Below are 15,276 nucleotides of genomic sequence, written 5' to 3' on the forward strand. Positions count from 1 at the left end.
TTTCTGTCCTTACACCGTGGCCGGGCGGGTGGGCTCCGCGTCCGGGGACGGGATGGTGGTCTTCAGGTCGCCGGGCACGTCGCCGGTGACGGGGCCCGCGGGCGGCGGGGCGACGGCGGCGATCGCGGTGGTGATGACGCCCGCGGGCTCGGCGTCGACGTCGTTGACGTTGTCGACGGTGACCGGCTGGCGGCGGGAGAGCTTCCAGATGGTGCCGGCGCCGGCGACAAGCAACGCGCCGGTGAGGACGATGCCCCACGTGCCCTGCTTGGTCAGGAACTCGGCGGAGGCGCCGGCCAGACCGGCGGCCGGCAGCGTCAGGCCCCAGGCGACGAACATCCGGGTCGCGGTCGACCAGCGGACCACGCCGCCCTTGCGGCCGAGGCCCGAGCCCATCACGGCGCCGGAGCAGACCTGGGTGGTGGAGAGGGAGAAGCCGATGTGCGAGGACGCCAGGATGGCCGTCGCGGCGCTGGTCTGGGCGGCGAAGCCCTGTGGCGGCGCGAGGTCCGTGAGGCCCTTGCCCAGGGTGCGGATGATGCGCCAGCCGCCCAGGTAGGTGCCGAGCGCGATGGCCGTACCGGCCGAGACGATGACCCACAGCGGGGGGTTCGAGCCCGGGGCGATGACGCCGCCGGTGACCAGCGCCAGGGTGATGATGCCCATCGTCTTCTGGGCGTCGTTCGTGCCGTGCGCCAGGGAGACCAGGCCGGCGGAGGCGATCTGGCCGGCGCGGTAGCCCTTGGCGGTCGCCTTCTCGTCGGCGCGGTTGCCGATCCGGTACGTCAGCCGGGTGGCCAGCATCGCGGCGAGTCCGGCCACGATGGGCGCGGCGACCGCGGGGATCAGCACCTTGGTGACGACGGTCGAGCCGTTCACCGACGACCAGCCGGCCGACATGACCGCGGCGCCGATCAGGCCGCCGAACAGTGCGTGGGAGGAGCTGGAGGGCAGACCCAGAAGCCAGGTCAGCAGATTCCAGAGGATGGCGCCGACGAGCGCCGCGAAGATCACTTGGACGCGTATGCCCTCTTCGTTGATGATCCCGCCGGAGATCGTCTTGGCGACCTCCACGGAGAGGAACGCGCCGACGAGGTTCAGCACGGCGGACATGGCCACCGCCGTCTTGGGCTTCAGAGCGCCGGTCGAGATGGTGGTCGCCATCGCGTTGGCAGTGTCGTGGAAACCGTTCGTGAAATCGAACACGAGAGCGGTGACGATCACGATTCCGAGGAGGAGCGTGATGTGTTCCATTTACCCAGGCTTCTGTTTGGCGTCAGTGGCAGGTGGACCGTAGGCAACCTGAGTGAACGGAAGATGAACTGGGGCAGGCGTTGGGGTGTCTCAAACGGTGGACCGCCCCTCCGCTTGTGTTGACCAGTGTGCGGGAGGGGCGGCCCGATCGCTGACGCGATGTTCGAACGGAGGCGGAATCCCGGGTTTCGCCGGGGGTTCTTCGAGGGCTTCTAGCCCGTGGCGAACCGCTTGAGCCGGGTCATGGATCCGTTGAAGAGATTCTGGTCACCCGGGAGCGTGCCGCTGTTGTCGTACTGCCAGAACGTCCACGTCGACCAGCCGGCCGGCAACGCGCCCGTGTCCGCGGAGTCGTAGCGGGCGAGCCACAGGGCGTGGGTCGCGGCGAAGGCGTCGCTGCCGCCGGTGCAGGTGTTCCACCAGTGGGTGGTCGTGTAGATGACCGGACGGCGGCCGGTCTCCCGTTCGAGTTCGTCGCTGAACGCCTGGATCCAGCTCACGATCCTGGCCTTGCTCAGGCCGTAGCACTTGTGCTTCTTGTCGTACGGGTTGTACTCCATGTCGAGCGCTGGCGGCAGCGTCCAGCCGTCCGCACGCCAGGCACCGCCGTTGCGCACGAAGTACGCGGCCTGGGTGGCGCCGGACGACTTGTCCGGCACCGCGAAGTGGTAGGCGCCGCGGAGGATCCCCGCGTCGCGCGCCCCGTCGTACTGCCGGCCGAAGTACGGATTGCGGTACGTGTGGGACTCGGTCGCCTTCACGTAGACGAACCGGGCGCCCTTCGCTTTCGCGCTCTGCCAGTCGACGTTCTTCTGGTGCGAGGAGACGTCGTGGCCCTTGGGTTTGGCCGCCGCGGCGACCGGGGCCCCGGCGAAGGCGGTCCCCGCGGCGGTGAGCGCCGTTACGGCGGCCGCGGCCGCGAGGACGCGGGCACGACGAAGGAGTGGTTTGTGGTCACGAGCCATGTTTCCCCCCGGAATGGCGACGTACGTGACAAATCCCCCAGAGGTTATTGGAAGATCGTTGAAAGCCCGTCGATCGCCAGCCAATCACTCCAGGAGGGTGATATGTACTGCTATGTGCACTTACGGATGCTTGTCTTCCGCCCTAAAGTGCCCTCGCCGACAGCGGGTTGACGTCCCTGCCTGGCAGGATCGCCGCATGGCTGAGCAGCGGCGGGACGCACGGGAGGCACGGGAAGTGCGGGATGCGGGGGAGAGGGCGCCGGGCGCGCGCGAGCCGGAGGTGGCGGCCGCGTGGGACGAGCTCGTCGTGACGGCCCGCCGGACGGTGGCCGACGGTCTGGTCGTCGGTACGTCGGGCAACGTCTCCGTCCGGGTCGGCGACACGGTCCTGGTCACACCGACGGGAGTGCCCTACGACCGGCTGAGGCCCGAAGACGCCGTCGGTGTGGACCTCGAGGGCCGGCAGGTCCTCGGTTCGCTCGCCGCGACCAGCGAACTGCCGATGCACCTCGCGATTTACCGCGCCACCGACGCGCGGGCCGTCGTCCACACCCATGCCGCGCACGCGACGGCCGTCTCGACCCTCGTCCCCCAGCTCCCCCTGATCCACTACATGGCGGGCGCTCTCGGCGGACCGGTCCGAGTTGCCCCCTATGCGACCTACGGCACTGCGGAGTTGGCCGAGAACATGCTTCAGGCCCTCACCGACCGCACGGCCTGCCTCCTCCAGAACCACGGCACCATCGCCTACGGAGCCTCGCTGTCCCAGGCGTTCGACCGCACCGCACAACTGGAATGGATGTCCCGCGTCTGGCTTCTGGCGTCGTCCGTTCCCGGCCTGTCCCCGACGCTGCTCTCGCCGGAACAGGTGGACGAGGCGGGGGAGCGGCTGGGGCGGTACGGGCAGGGCGGCGCGGCCGGTCCCCGCTGATCCGGCGCGGTGCACCGACCCGCCGGTGCCGGCGCGGTGCACCGACCCGGTGGTGCCGGCGAGCGCCCCGCACGGAGAACGAGCCCGCACGCCAAGCCCCGCTCACCGGTGCTCATGAGGCGCCGTCGCTTCCTGCGCCCTGATCCGCCGGACAGGCCCTGGGCGGGAGTCCACCGCCCGCTCCCGCTGGCCGACCGGGGGCCGCGCCGGGAGACTGAACCCGTGCGTACTGTCAAAGCGACGGCCGCGGCCGTCTCCGTAGCCCTGGCCGCGGGCGCAGCCTCCGTGGCGGCGGGCCGGTTCGCCAGCGACGCCGCACTGAAGGCGCCGCCCGGCAGGCCACTGCCCACCGAACCCCGGCTCACCGTGCACTCCACGGCCGCGGACCGGATCACGCTCACCCGCGACCTGGCCTCCCTGCGCCCGGGAAGGTACGGCCTCACGGGCGACGGCTCCCACGCGGTCGTCGGTCCCGTCCTGGACTCCGTACCCCACACCGCCGACACGGTCGTACGCCGCCTCGAACGCGTCACCCACGGCACCCTGGAGCCCGGTGACAAGGCATGGCTCACCCCCAACCTGCACATCGGCAACCCCAGCAGCGCCCTCGGCCTCGACCACGCCGACGTGGACGTCCCCGGCGAGCTCGGCCCCCTGCCCGCCTGGTTCGTGCCCGGCACCCGCAACACCTGGGTGATCACGGTGCACGGGCTCGGCACCACCCGCGAGCACCCCATGAACGTGATGGAGTTCCTGCACCGCAACCGGCTCCCCGTGCTCGACCTCGCCTACCGCGGCGACCTCGGCGCACCCCGCTCCCCGGACGGCCTCAGCCACCTCGGCGAGACCGAGTGGCGCGACCTGGACGCCGCCGTGCGCTACGCCGTCCGCTACGGCGCCGACCAGGTCGTCCTGTACGGCTGGTCCATCGGCGCCACCATGGCCCTGCGCACCGCCGCGCACTCCGCCCTGCGCGAGCGGATCTCCGGGCTGATCCTGGACTCCCCCGTCCTCGACTGGGGAGCCACGCTGCGCGCCCTCGCCTCGGCCCGCCACACGCCCAGCGTCCTGCTGCCCCTCGCGGTCCGTGCCGCGCAGGGCCGCACCGGTCTGCACGGCGACCGGATCCGGGAGGCCGCCGACCCCGACCAGCTCAAGGTCCCGACCCTGATCGTGCACGGCCCGGACGACACCATCGCCCCCTGGGGCCCCTCGCGCCGCCTCGCCGAGCGCCGCCCGGACCTGGTCACCCTGCACACGGTCCCGAACGCCTCCCACGGCGCCATGTGGAACGCCGCCCCCAACTACGAAGAGGCCCTGCGCCGCTTCCTCACCCCCCTGATGTAGCCACCCCGACCTCAATGCCCTCAGGGCAGAGACCTCGGGGCAGGGGCCTCCGGGCAGAGACCCCACGGAGACCGCACAACCATTCCGCACGCCCCTCCGGCGGAGCCGTCTCCCAAGCCTTCCGGTTGGGCCCCGGTCAACTCGTGCGAGGCTTCGCGCACACGTGTCGAGCCCTCTCGGAACCCCGTCCATTGGCCACCCCTGTCGCCTGCTGTGACATTCCGTTTGGGTTTTCGGACCGTCAACCGGAAGACTGCACCCGTGACGTCCCGTAACCCGCGCGACTCCAGGCTCCGACTCGTCCGCTCGCGCCCCCTGGCTTCCGCCCCCCGAGCGGTGACCCAGCGCAGCTCGCGCCGACCCGCACCCCGGCCCCCCGAGGGCACCCCGCCGCCCGCGGAACTGGCCCGCATGGCCCGCACCCGCCTCGCCGCGGCGGCCCGTGTCGCCCGCTGGGCCGACGCCTCGCTCGGCCCGGGGAGCGACGGCGCGACCCCCGACGGCAAGGGCACCCTCGCCGACGCGACCGCCGAACGGGCCGCCGAGGAGTTGGGCCTGACCCCGGCTCAGGTCCGCGCGGACTGGGACACCGCACGCCTCGCCGGCCTCGTCGAGGTGCACGGCGACATCGCCCGCCCCGGCTGGCGACTGCGCGCCTGGAACCGCGACGACAGCGCCGTCCTGCGCGGCTGGGTCGCCCTCTTCGACGCCTGGTCGCTCGCCCACCCCGAGCCGGCCGACCGCGAGGCGTCCGCCGTCGCCGAGGTCGTCTCCGCGATGCCCCAGGTGCTCTCCTTCCTCCAGCTCTCCGCCGGGCCCGTCCCCATGGAGCAGCTCCTCGACCTCCTCGAACAGCGCGTCACCGAACTGCGCACCGAGCGCTGCGAAATCCCCTACGGCCCCCAGCCGGAGCCCGCCCCGGAGGCCGCCGAGATCGCGGACGCCCCCCTCGCGCCCCTCCTCGACTGGGCCCTGCACGCGCTCGCCTCCGTCGGCGCGCTCACCTGCGCCGCCGGGCAGGCCACGCTCACCCCGCTCGGCAGCTGGGCGGTCTGGGTCAAGCTGGAGCAGATCTGCGTCGCCGCGCAGAGCCCCGCCGGGAACATCGAACAGCCCGCCTCGGACATGCTCCGCGGCTGCGCCCAGCTGCGCCCGAACGCGGCCCGCGCCGAGTACCGCGCCTGGCTCGCCGCGCGCCCCGTCGGCAGCGCCGTCACCGAACTCCTCGAAGCCGCCCGCGGCGAGGACGCCCTCACCCGCGGCCTCGCCTTCGAGGCGCTGCGCGTGGTCGGCGCCCCCGCCGAGCCCGACGTACGCGCCGTGGCCGACGAGTCCTGGCTGCGCCCCTACGCCCTGCTGTGGCTCGCCGAGCACGACGGCCACGACCCGGAGGACGCCCACGAGGTCCTCACCCGCGAAGAGTCCACCTGGCTCTGGGTCGACACCGCCGCCGCCGTCGCCGACCACGGTGAGGCGCCGCTCCTCGTGCGCCATCTGGAGTCGGCGGTGCAGCCCACCGTGCCCGCGCTGCTCGACGAGGTGCGCGCCGTCGGCCATCCCCGCACCGTCCAGGTCCTGGTCGCGCTCGCCGCCGCCCACCCGGACCCGGCCCTCGCCAAGGCCGTACGCCGCGCCGCCTTCCAGGTCCACACCGGAGGCAGCTAGTGCCGCAACAGGCAACGTTCGCCCCGTAAACGTTGCCTGCCGCGGCACTAGAAGCTGTCCTTCGGATCGGCCCCGCGCTCCCGGGTCAGTCCCGTATCTCCGGGGCGTACGTGCCGAAGCTCCAGATGTTGCCCTCGGTGTCGCGGGCCATGTAGTCCCGCGAGCCGTAGTCCTGGTCGGTCGGGGGCATGACGATCTCCGCGCCGTGGTCCACGGCGCGCTGGTGGTGCGCGTCGACGTCGTCCACGACCACGTACACCCCCGCGGGGCCCGCGTCCTTCATCGCGCCGTCGAAGACGCCACCGCGGCCCTTGGAGCCGAGCATCACCGCGCCGTTGCCCTGGACCAGCTCGGCGTGCATCACCGTGCCGTCCTCACTCTCGTACACCGAGGCCTCCGAGAAACCGAAGGCCTCCGTCAGCTGCCTGATCGCCGCTTTCGCGTCCGCGTACAGCAGTGTGGGGTAGATGCTCGGGCGCCCGCCGTCCGTACCTGTCATGCCGATCACTCCCACCGGAACTCGTCCTGCTGGGCCGGAATGTCACCCGCTGCCCAGTCTTGCACCGGCCACTGACAACGCCCCGGAGAGCGGAAGCCGCCCGCAACGCGCCGCGTCCGCGCTCTGCCCTCCGCCGCGTCCGGGGTCTCAGCGGAAGGTGTTGCACTGCGCCATGTCGCCGGTGCGATAGCCCTGGTAGAACCACTGCTGCCGCTGCGCGGACGAGCCGTGCGTCCACGTCTCCGGGGTCACCCGGCCCTGGAACTCCTGCTGGATCCGGTCGTCGCCGACGGCGGCCGCCGCGTCCAGTCCGTCCCGGATGTCGGCGGGAGTGAGGTTCGTGATCAACGGCCTGCCCGTCGACGGGTCCTTCGTCGTCGTCGCGTGGTGAGCCCACACCCCGGCATAGCAGTCCGCCTGCAACTCCACCTTCACCGAATTGCTGTTCGCGCCCGCGACACCGCTCTGCGCCCTGCCCAGCGTCCCCATCAGGTCCTGCACATGGTGCCCGTACTCGTGCGCCACCACGTAGGCCTGCGCGAACGGCCCGCCGCTGGAGCCGAACTTGGTCCGCAGGTCGTCGAAGAAGCCCAGGTCCAGATACACCTTGCGGTCACCGGGACAGTAGAAGGGCCCGACCGCCGAGGTCGCGGTGCCGCAAGCGGTGTTCACCCGCCCGCTGAAGAAGACGGTCGGCGAGCGCGTGTACGTACCGCCGCGCCGTGCGAACTCCTGCGCCCAGAAGTCCTGAACGCTGTTGACCACCGCCACCATCCGGCAGTCCTCCTTGGCGTTCGCGTCCCGCCCCGTGCGGCAGGTCTGCTTGATCTGGTCGAGCGAGGAAGTGGTCACCGCGGGCTGGTCGTTGCCGGAGGACAGCCCGAGCTGATCGGGCCCGACTCCGAAGAACAGCCCGAGGATCAGAGCGATCAGACCGGCGATGCCACCCCCGACGGTCGCCCTGCCACCAGGGATCCGACTGCCGCGCACATCCTGCACGTCGGAGGTGTCCAGGTCGGCGTCGTCGTCGAACTGCATGGGCACACCACCCTCTGCGTACGGCTTCGCACCTCGGCGTACGTCGCTCCGTGGCGCCATCCTCGTACGCCCGCACGGGTCCGGCGCCGGGCGGAGGGCCGAACGGGCGACACGCCCCGCCGCCCGCCGTGTCCCGACGGGCGTTCCCGCCGCCCGCGCCTACGCTCTCCGCCTGATCCATGCGCCTGATCCATGCGCCTGATCCATGCGCCTGATCCATGCGCCTGATCCATGCGCCTGAACGGCCGGACAGATCCTAGGAGCGGCGAGCGGGGCCGAGGGGGGAGCGAGGTGATCGCTGTGCCGGTCGAGGCGGCGGAGGCACAGCGGCCCGCCCCGGCGACCACGGACCTCCCGGCCCCCCGGCTCCTTCCCGCCGCCGCCCGCCGCCGCGCCGCCCGCGCCCTGCTCCCCGTCGCCGTCGCCCTGCTGCTCACCGCGGCCCACGAGGCGCGTCCCGCGCCCTACGGAGACCGCCTCACCGCCCACACGCGCCTGGCGCACGGGCACGGCACACGACAGCCCCCGTTGCGCACCACGAAGGCCGCCGTCGAGGCCTACGACGGGACGACCGGCCACCCCCGGTGGACCTACGCGCGCGAGGGCCGCCGTCCGGTGGCGGTGCTCCCCGCGCGCGGGCACGCGATCGCGCTGTGGGACGACGGACTGGTCACCGACACCGCGCGCGGCGACGGCAGCGCCGTGCGCTGGCACCGGGCCCTTCCCGGAGCCGCCGGGTGGCTCGCGGACCACGGGGCGAGTGGAGTGCTGCGGCCCCTGGGCGCCCGCATGCTCGCCGTCATCACCCCGCGGCGCGTCGCCGCCTACCGCATCGCCGACGGCGACCTGCGCTGGACCCTGCCCGCCCGGTACGGCTGCTCCTTCGCCCCCGAACGTGCGCTGCGTCACGCCGAGGCGCTCCTGATCGCCCAGCCCTGCGCCACCGGCGACAGCTGGACCACCGAGCTCGTCGCCGTCGACGACCTGGGCAGAATCACCCCGCACCGCACGCCGCTGGGCAACGCGTGGCAGGGCGAGCGTCACAGTGCCGAACACACTCACCCAGGGAAAGTGGTTGCACGGCCCCGTTAGACTTGGCCCATGGCCATTCTCCTCGCGCATTAGACGGCGGGAACGTCCTCAGCCGTCCACCCCGCCAACGACCCTGCCCTGGAGTCTGTCCGTGATCTCCGCCTCCGGTATCGAGCTGCGCGCCGGCGCCCGCATCCTCATCGAGTCCGCCACCTTCCGCATCACCAAGGGCGACCGCATCGGCCTGGTCGGCCGCAACGGCGCGGGCAAGACGACCCTGACCAAGGTCCTGGCCGGCGAGGGCATCCCCGCCTCCGGCACCGTCGCCCGCTCCGGCGAGGTCGGCTATCTGCCCCAGGACCCCCGCACCGGTGACCTCGACGTCCTCGCCAGCGACCGCATCCTCTCCGCGCGCGGCCTGGACACCCTGATCCGCAAGATGCGGGAGAACGAACAGCGCATCGCCAACGGCTCGGGCGCGACGCGTGAGAAGGCGATGCGGCAGTACGAGCGCCAGGAGACGGAGTTCCTCACCAAGGGCGGATACGCCGCCGAGGCCGAGGCCGCCACCATCGCCGCCGCGCTCAACCTGCCCGACCGTGTGCTCGGCCAGCCCCTGCACACCCTTTCCGGCGGTCAGCGCCGCCGAATCGAGCTGGCCCGCATCCTCTTCTCGGACGCGGACACGCTCCTGCTCGACGAGCCGACCAACCACCTCGACGCCGACTCGATCGTCTGGCTGCGCGACTACCTGAAGACCTACCGCGGCGGCTTCATCGTGATCTCCCACGACGTCGACCTCGTCGAGACGGTCGTCAACAAGGTCTTCTACCTGGACGCCAACCGCGCCCAGATCGATGTCTACAACATGGGCTGGAAGCTCTACCAGCAGCAGCGCGAGGCCGACGAGAAGCGCCGCAAGCGCGAGCGGCAGAACGCCGAGAAGAAGGCCGCCGCCCTGCATTCGCAGGCCGACAAGATGCGTGCCAAGGCCACCAAGACCGTCGCCGCGCAGAACATGGCCAAGCGTGCCGACCGGCTGCTCGCCGGGCTCGACGCGGTACGGGTCTCCGACAAGGTCGCCAAGCTGCGCTTCCCGGAGCCCGCGCCCTGCGGCAAGACCCCGCTCATGGCCGAGGGCCTGTCGAAGTCGTACGGCTCCCTGGAGATCTTCACCGACGTCGACCTGGCCATCGACAAGGGCTCGCGCGTCGTCATCCTCGGACTGAACGGTGCGGGAAAGACGACCCTCCTCAGGCTGCTCGGTGGCGTCGAGACGCCCGACACCGGCGGGGTTGTGGAGGGCCACGGCCTCAAGCTCGGCTACTACGCGCAGGAGCACGAGACCCTGGACCCCGAGCGCACGGTCCTGGAGAACATGCGCTCCGCCAACCCCGACCTGGACCTGGTCGAGGTCCGCAAGACGCTCGGCTCGTTCCTGTTCTCCGGCGACGACGTCGACAAGCCGGCCGGGGTTCTCTCCGGCGGTGAGAAGACCCGTCTCGCGCTGGCGACCCTCGTGGTCTCCTCCGCGAACGTCCTCCTCCTCGACGAGCCGACGAACAACCTGGACCCGGCCAGCCGCGAGGAGATCCTCGGCGCGCTGCGCACCTACAAGGGCGCCGTCGTCCTCGTCACCCACGACGAGGGCGCCGTCGAGGCGCTCCAGCCCGAGCGGATCATTCTGCTGCCGGACGGTGTCGAGGACCTGTGGGGCTCCGACTACGCGGACCTGGTGGCCCTCGCCTGAGCCCTCGTACGGCCTCCAGGGCAGCCCCGGGGCTGCCGTCAGCACGACGTGATCGAATGACTGATCCACTGCGTATGGATCATTCGGCCGATCCGTGATCCATCATCTGTGTGAGATCTCCTCGTACCGAGGTGTGTCCTACATTCATTTCGCGGCCGAGTCCTTCGTTCCCAAGGGCTCGGCCGTCTTGCGTCGCTGACCTGGCACTTCACGGAAGAACCCGTTCGGTCGTACGGACGGAGCAGTGCGGACCCTGGGATTCCACTTGTGAGGACGGGCTCCTGTCGTCAAAACCGTGTCTTACGGACCTTGCCGAATGGGTGGCCATGAAGCCCTTGAGGGGTGATCATGAGAAGTCCAGAGCGCACTTCCCATGAGGAGGCACGGGTGGCCGAGACTCTGAAGAAGGGCAGCCGGGTAACCGGCGCCGCGCGCGACAAGCTCGCGGCAGACCTGAAGAAGAAGTACGACTCCGGTGCGAGCATTCGAGCGCTGGCCGAAGAAACCGGCCGTTCGTATGGCTTCGTGCACCGGATGCTCAGCGAGTCGGGTGTCACGCTGCGAGGGCGTGGCGGAGCGACGCGGGGCAAGAAGGCCGCCTCGGCCTGAGGCCGGGCGTCCCCATCGGCTTCGGTGGTGACCACCCGGTCGGTCGGGTGATCGACCGGGTGGTTACTGTGCAGTCACTTAGGTGTGTTCCTCGTGTCCTCACGAGGTACGCGTCTGATCCGACCGCACCCATCGGAGGCAGCCCATGGCTTCGCTCGACAACGATCTTGACCCCGTACTCGACAAGGACGGCGTACGGCTCAGCGTCGACGACGCGATCGCCACGGTGACGCTGACCAATCCGGCCAAGCGCAACGCCCAAAGTCCCGCTCTGTGGCGGGCGTTGACGGAGGCCGGCCGGTCGCTGCCGGGCACTGTCCGTGTGGTCGTGTTGCGAGCCGAGGGCCAGTCGTTCTCGGCTGGGCTCGACCGGCAGGCGTTCACGCCCGAGGGGTTCGACGGAGAGCCGTCGTTCATCGACCTCGCGCGCGGGGCCGACGCCGAGCTCGACGCGACCATCGCCGAGTACCAGGAGGCGTTCACCTGGTGGCGGCGCAGCGACGTCGTGTCCATCGCCGCTGTGCAGGGGCACGCCATCGGTGCGGGTTTCCAGCTGGCGCTCGCCTGTGACCTGCGCGTCGTCGCGGACGACGTGCAGTTCGCCATGCGCGAGACCAGCCTCGGACTCGTTCCCGATCTCACGGGAACGCATCCGCTGGTGAGCCTGGTCGGCTACGCCCGTGCGCTGGAGATCTGCGCCACGGGTCGCTTTGTGTCGGCCGACGAGGCCGAGCGCACGGGGCTCGCCAATCTCGCGGTGCCCGTCGGCCAGCTCGAGGATGCCGTGCGGGACCTCGCCGGTGCGGTGTTGGCCGCGCCTCGGGACGCGGTCGTCGAGACCAAGGCGTTGCTGCGGGGGGCGCAGGAGCGGACGTACGAGGAGCAGCGGGTTGCCGAGCGGGCGGCCCAGGCTCGGCGGCTGCGGGACCTTGCCGGTCTGGGGGAGTGAGGCCGTCTTTCCGGCTACTCGACGGACGTCACCAGTGCCGTCACTGACGGGGTGTCCGGGAGGGCGTCCGCGACCGCTGTTCTGACGGCTCTTGCCACGTCCACCGTTCGCCCCGTTGCGGCGACCGCCAGTTCGACGAGGACGTGGCGGCGGGCGAGTGCGGGGTCCTCGCCGGGGACGTTCTCGATGTGCACCGGATGGCCCAGGACGTCCGTCAGGTGAAGTACCCCCGGCACGGACAGGGCGGCGGTGGCCGCCCGGGCCTCGTCGGGGGTCGTCGGTACGGCGGCCGGACGCGGGGCGGTGTGGCGTACCGCGGCCGGCGGCGCCGAGACATCCCCCAGTTGCATCACCTTCAGGTCGACCTCCGTGACCGTCAGGCCGAGGGGTTCGGCCGCCTCGGCCAGGGTCACGCGCAGGCGGGCCGCGGTCGTGGGAAGCGGCTCCGCCCCGGGGGCCGCCGGGTCCGCCTCGGCCGTGAACTCCGCGACGATACGCAGGGGACCGGGCGGCAGCGCGCTGGGCGGCGGCGGTACGACGGGGTCGTAGACCAGGTCCGGATCCGCGAGGGCGATCCGGAGCGTGCCGAGGCGGACGCCGGGCACGCCGGCCGCCTCGCGCCGCAGGCACGCGCCGGCCGCCTCCTCGGCGATCCACGCGCCGTCGCGCGGATGTCCGAGCGGCAGCAGGCGTCCGAGCCCGAGCTGCCGCTGTACGGCCTGCGTCCAACGATCCGAGGTCATTGCTCCAGCCTGCCGCATCCCTGGCGCGCGAGCCCGCAACCGGACCTACTGTGGGCAAAGAGGACGACCGAAAGGGACGTACGGCGATGACCGACATGACGGAGCAGAACCGGACGGACAGCCCCGGAAGTGAGAAGGAAGCCCTGCAGAGCCGCAAGCCCGGGGTCACCAAGCGCGGCGGCGGTGATCCCGCCACGCGGGGGCGGACCACGATCGCCGACGGTGTCGTGGAGAAGATCGCCGGGCTCGCCGCCCGGGACGTGCTCGGTGTCCATGCGATGGGCAGTGGGCTGAGCCGGACCTTCGGCGCCGTGCGCGACCGGGTGCCCGGGGGGTCGAAATCCGTCTCGCGAGGCGTCAAGGCCGAGGTCGGTGAGCTCCAGACCGCCCTCGACCTGGAGATCGTCGTCGAGTACGGCGTGTCGATCGGGGACGTCGCCCGCGCCGTGCGCGAGAACGTCATCGCGGCCGTGGAGCGCATGACGGGACTCGAGGTCGTCGAGGTCAACATCGCGGTGAGTGATGTGAAGCTTCCCGAGGAAGAAGATGAGGAGCCGGAGGCGCGGCTCCAGTGACCGGCCCGGCCGCGCAACGGCCCACGACATCCCGGCCGTCGAACCGCTGAGGAGCGCAGACATGAGCTTGGCCGTGATCGGCATGATCGCCGGAATGGCGCTGGGCTTCGCCGGCTACTTCGGGGGCTTCGGGGCCTTTCTGCTCGTGGCCGCCCTGGGCGCCGTCGGGTTCGTCGTCGGACGGTTCCTCGAAGGGGACCTGGACCTCGGTGACTTCTTCCGTCCGCGTGACGACCGGCGGCGGTGACGCCCGTGACCGGCCCGCTCGGTGACACCCGACGGCCCCCGGCAGCCGTCGAGGCGGCCGAGCGCGGCGCGACCCGGATCGCCGACCGGGTCGTGGCGAAGATCGCCGCGCAGGCCGCCCGCGAGGCCCTGGAACCGCTGCCCCCGGACGCCGTACCTCCGCACGCGACGGTCGTCGTGCACCACGAAGCCGCCCGCGTCCGCGTCCACCTCGAACTCGGCTACCCCTGCGACATCGGCGGCCACTGCAACGCGGTGCGTCGACATGTCGCCGAGCGGGTAGACGCGTTGACGGGGATGGAAGTGCCGGAGGTGACGGTCCAGGTCGAGCGGCTGCACCTGGTACCGGCAGCCGCCGCGGCACAGGGGAGGACGCGATGAGCGAGCCTCAGGGCTCCGAGAACACCACCCGACGCATGCCCGTCCTGGAGAAGACGGACGCGGGCCCGCCGGCCGAGGACGAACTCGGCCAGTCCGCCTCCGCGGCCGACTACGACCCGCCGCCCGCCGTCGACGACGCGAACGGCGGGCAGGGCCGGTTCTGGTCGGCGCGCCGCGTCCCCGCGGGGATCGTCGCGCTGCTGGTCCTGGTCGGTGCGGGCGTCCTGCTGTACGACGTCGCGGCCGTACGTGCCCACCGGCCCGCCTCGCACTGGCGCAGGTCCCTCGCCCGGCAGCTCGCCGAACGGCCCCTCGACGACACCTGGGTGCTCGTCGGCGCCTGCCTCGCCGCGGCCCTCGGACTCTGCCTGATCGTCCTCGCCCTGACGCCGGGGCTGCGCGACGTCCTGCCGATGCGGCGCACCCATTTCGACGTACGGGCCGGGCTGGACCGGGACGCCGCCGCGACGGCACTGCGCGACCGGGCCATGGAGGTCTCCGGGGTGCGGTCGGTCCGGGTACGGATGGGGCGCGGGAAGGTCGACGTGCGGGCGGTCTCGCACTTCCGCGCACTCGACGACGTACGGGCCGACCTGGACGCCACACTCGCCGACGGCATCCGGGGACTCGGGCTGGTCCGGCCGCCCGCCCTGTCGGTGCATGTCGCGCGCCCCGGCCGGAAGGGGTGAGGGCGGTGCTCAGGATCGTCAACCGTGTCCTGCTGGCAATCGTCGGGCTCGCGCTGCTGGTCCTCGGCGGCTCCGTGCTCGCCGTCGGACTGGGCCTTCGGCCGCCCTCCTGGTGGATTCACGACGGGCGGCACGACGTGCTGCTGAGCGCCGCCGAACGGACCCGGTGGCGGGACCAGGGCTGGTGGTGGCCGACCGTCATCGCCGTTCTCGCGGTCGTCGTCCTGCTCAGCCTGTGGTGGCTGTCGGCCGTACTGCGGCGCCGCCGGCTCGCGGAGGTGCTCGTCGACACCGGCGACGGCGAGGGGGCGCTGCTGCGCGGGCGGGCCCTGGAGGGCGTACTGGCCGGCGAGGCGGGTCGGTTGGACGGTGTCGAACGGGCCCACGTCCAGCTGACCGGGCGACGCGGCGCTCCCGGGACCCGGGTCCAGCTCCTGCTGGAACCGCATGTCGACCCCGGGCACGCGCTGCACCTGCTGACGACGGAGGCCCTGGCGCACGCCCGGGACTCCGCGGGCCTCGCCGCGCTCCCCGCGGAGGTTCGCCTCCGCGGGGTCAAGCACCGGGCCGAAAGGGTGAGTTAGTCCCCCATGCGCCCGACCG

The 15,276-nt window shown here is 71.9% G+C and carries 17 protein-coding genes; 12 read left to right on the forward strand and 5 right to left on the reverse strand.

The window, feature by feature from the left end; translation table 11 throughout:
• Positions 1-9: 9 nt before the first annotated feature.
• Together ACIQTP_RS23465 and ACIQTP_RS23470 are read right to left on the reverse strand one after the other, a co-directional pair.
• Complete coding sequence (locus ACIQTP_RS23465) at positions 10-1,254, reverse strand: anion permease (protein WP_403402574.1); 1,245 nt, start codon at positions 1,252-1,254, stop codon at positions 10-12.
• 212 nt (positions 1,255-1,466) lie between these two features.
• Positions 1,467-2,219: a lysozyme gene (locus tag ACIQTP_RS23470; protein WP_403402577.1), complete on the reverse strand. Its 753-nt coding sequence runs from the start codon at positions 2,217-2,219 to the stop codon at positions 1,467-1,469.
• A gap of 196 nt (positions 2,220-2,415) precedes the next feature.
• Here ACIQTP_RS23470 and ACIQTP_RS23475 point away from each other — a divergent pair, with 196 nt between their 5' ends.
• From ACIQTP_RS23475 to ACIQTP_RS23485, 3 genes are all read left to right on the forward strand, one after another.
• The gene (locus tag ACIQTP_RS23475) at positions 2,416-3,150 is read left to right on the forward strand and encodes a class II aldolase/adducin family protein (RefSeq protein ID WP_403402580.1); all 735 of its coding nucleotides are present in this window, start codon (positions 2,416-2,418) and stop codon (positions 3,148-3,150) included.
• 222 nt (positions 3,151-3,372) lie between these two features.
• Entirely contained in the window at positions 3,373-4,497 is a 1,125-nt protein-coding gene (locus tag ACIQTP_RS23480) for an alpha/beta hydrolase family protein (RefSeq protein ID WP_403402583.1), read from the forward strand.
• A 261-nt stretch (positions 4,498-4,758) separates the two neighbouring features.
• A complete protein-coding gene (locus tag ACIQTP_RS23485; protein ID WP_403402586.1) occupies positions 4,759-6,162 on the forward strand; it encodes a hypothetical protein in 1,404 nt (467 codons plus the stop codon).
• A gap of 85 nt (positions 6,163-6,247) precedes the next feature.
• Here the strand turns inward: ACIQTP_RS23485 and ACIQTP_RS23490 are convergent, their stop codons facing one another.
• Positions 6,248-6,661, reverse strand: a complete 414-nt coding sequence (locus tag ACIQTP_RS23490) for a VOC family protein (protein WP_403402589.1) — start codon at positions 6,659-6,661, stop codon at positions 6,248-6,250.
• 147 nt (positions 6,662-6,808) lie between these two features.
• Positions 6,809-7,699, reverse strand: a complete 891-nt coding sequence (locus ACIQTP_RS23495; RefSeq protein WP_402042968.1) for a neutral zinc metallopeptidase — start codon at positions 7,697-7,699, stop codon at positions 6,809-6,811.
• 291 nt (positions 7,700-7,990) lie between these two features.
• Between ACIQTP_RS23495 and ACIQTP_RS23500 the strand changes: the two genes are divergently transcribed.
• The 4 genes from ACIQTP_RS23500 (at position 7,991) to ACIQTP_RS23515 (ending at position 12,039) form a co-directional block, all read left to right on the forward strand.
• Positions 7,991-8,791 (forward strand): hypothetical protein, encoded by an 801-nt coding sequence (locus ACIQTP_RS23500; RefSeq protein WP_403402592.1) that lies wholly within the window; start codon positions 7,991-7,993, stop codon positions 8,789-8,791.
• 91 nt (positions 8,792-8,882) lie between these two features.
• Positions 8,883-10,481, forward strand: coding sequence for an ABC-F family ATP-binding cassette domain-containing protein (locus tag ACIQTP_RS23505; protein WP_402042962.1), 1,599 nt, complete (start codon positions 8,883-8,885; stop codon positions 10,479-10,481).
• 387 nt (positions 10,482-10,868) lie between these two features.
• Positions 10,869-11,090, forward strand: a complete 222-nt coding sequence (locus tag ACIQTP_RS23510) for a helix-turn-helix domain-containing protein (RefSeq protein WP_006123601.1) — start codon at positions 10,869-10,871, stop codon at positions 11,088-11,090.
• Positions 11,091-11,235: 145 nt separating this feature from the next.
• On the forward strand, positions 11,236-12,039 hold the full coding sequence (locus ACIQTP_RS23515; RefSeq protein WP_403402595.1) for an enoyl-CoA hydratase/isomerase family protein: 804 nt from the start codon (positions 11,236-11,238) through the stop codon (positions 12,037-12,039).
• Between the two features lie 14 nt (positions 12,040-12,053).
• Here the strand turns inward: ACIQTP_RS23515 and ACIQTP_RS23520 are convergent, their stop codons facing one another.
• Positions 12,054-12,782 (reverse strand): nucleopolyhedrovirus P10 family protein, encoded by a 729-nt coding sequence (locus tag ACIQTP_RS23520; protein ID WP_403402597.1) that lies wholly within the window; start codon positions 12,780-12,782, stop codon positions 12,054-12,056.
• A gap of 86 nt (positions 12,783-12,868) precedes the next feature.
• On the opposite strand from ACIQTP_RS23520, the gene ACIQTP_RS23525 reads away from it, so the two are divergent.
• The 5 genes from ACIQTP_RS23525 (at position 12,869) to amaP (ending at position 15,257) form a co-directional block, all read left to right on the forward strand.
• Positions 12,869-13,357: an Asp23/Gls24 family envelope stress response protein gene (locus ACIQTP_RS23525; protein WP_403402599.1), complete on the forward strand. Its 489-nt coding sequence runs from the start codon at positions 12,869-12,871 to the stop codon at positions 13,355-13,357.
• Positions 13,358-13,418: 61 nt separating this feature from the next.
• Entirely contained in the window at positions 13,419-13,604 is a 186-nt protein-coding gene (locus tag ACIQTP_RS23530) for a hypothetical protein (RefSeq protein WP_054232254.1), read from the forward strand.
• Positions 13,601-13,984, forward strand: a complete 384-nt coding sequence (locus ACIQTP_RS23535; protein WP_403402603.1) for an Asp23/Gls24 family envelope stress response protein — start codon at positions 13,601-13,603, stop codon at positions 13,982-13,984. The genes ACIQTP_RS23530 and ACIQTP_RS23535 overlap by 4 nt, the downstream gene beginning before the upstream one ends.
• Positions 13,981-14,673 (forward strand): DUF6286 domain-containing protein, encoded by a 693-nt coding sequence (locus ACIQTP_RS23540; protein ID WP_403402605.1) that lies wholly within the window; start codon positions 13,981-13,983, stop codon positions 14,671-14,673. Before ACIQTP_RS23535 ends, ACIQTP_RS23540 begins: the two co-directional genes overlap by 4 nt.
• Complete coding sequence (gene amaP / locus ACIQTP_RS23545; protein ID WP_403402608.1) at positions 14,670-15,257, forward strand: alkaline shock response membrane anchor protein AmaP; 588 nt, start codon at positions 14,670-14,672, stop codon at positions 15,255-15,257. Before ACIQTP_RS23540 ends, amaP begins: the two co-directional genes overlap by 4 nt.
• The last annotated feature ends 19 nt before the right edge of the window (positions 15,258-15,276 follow it).

This window comes from Streptomyces sp. NPDC090798, from assembly GCF_044768965.1.
Taxonomy (GTDB): domain Bacteria; phylum Actinomycetota; class Actinomycetes; order Streptomycetales; family Streptomycetaceae; genus Streptomyces.

Bases quoted from the DNA above. Each gene is read 5' to 3' on its own strand.
- ACIQTP_RS23465 (WP_403402574.1), bottom strand. From the start codon at position 1,254: ATGGAACACATCACGCTCCTCCTCGGAATCGTGATCGTCACCGCTCTC.
- ACIQTP_RS23470 (WP_403402577.1), bottom strand. From the start codon at position 2,219: ATGGCTCGTGACCACAAACCACTCCTTCGTCGTGCCCGCGTCCTCGCG.
- ACIQTP_RS23475 (WP_403402580.1), top strand. From the start codon at position 2,416: ATGGCTGAGCAGCGGCGGGACGCACGGGAGGCACGGGAAGTGCGGGAT.
- ACIQTP_RS23490 (WP_403402589.1), bottom strand. From the start codon at position 6,661: ATGACAGGTACGGACGGCGGGCGCCCGAGCATCTACCCCACACTGCTG.
- ACIQTP_RS23495 (WP_402042968.1), bottom strand. From the start codon at position 7,699: ATGCAGTTCGACGACGACGCCGACCTGGACACCTCCGACGTGCAGGAT.
- ACIQTP_RS23515 (WP_403402595.1), top strand. From the start codon at position 11,236: ATGGCTTCGCTCGACAACGATCTTGACCCCGTACTCGACAAGGACGGC.
- ACIQTP_RS23520 (WP_403402597.1), bottom strand. From the start codon at position 12,782: ATGACCTCGGATCGTTGGACGCAGGCCGTACAGCGGCAGCTCGGGCTC.
- ACIQTP_RS23525 (WP_403402599.1), top strand. From the start codon at position 12,869: ATGACCGACATGACGGAGCAGAACCGGACGGACAGCCCCGGAAGTGAG.
- ACIQTP_RS23530 (WP_054232254.1), top strand. From the start codon at position 13,419: ATGAGCTTGGCCGTGATCGGCATGATCGCCGGAATGGCGCTGGGCTTC.
- ACIQTP_RS23540 (WP_403402605.1), top strand. From the start codon at position 13,981: ATGAGCGAGCCTCAGGGCTCCGAGAACACCACCCGACGCATGCCCGTC.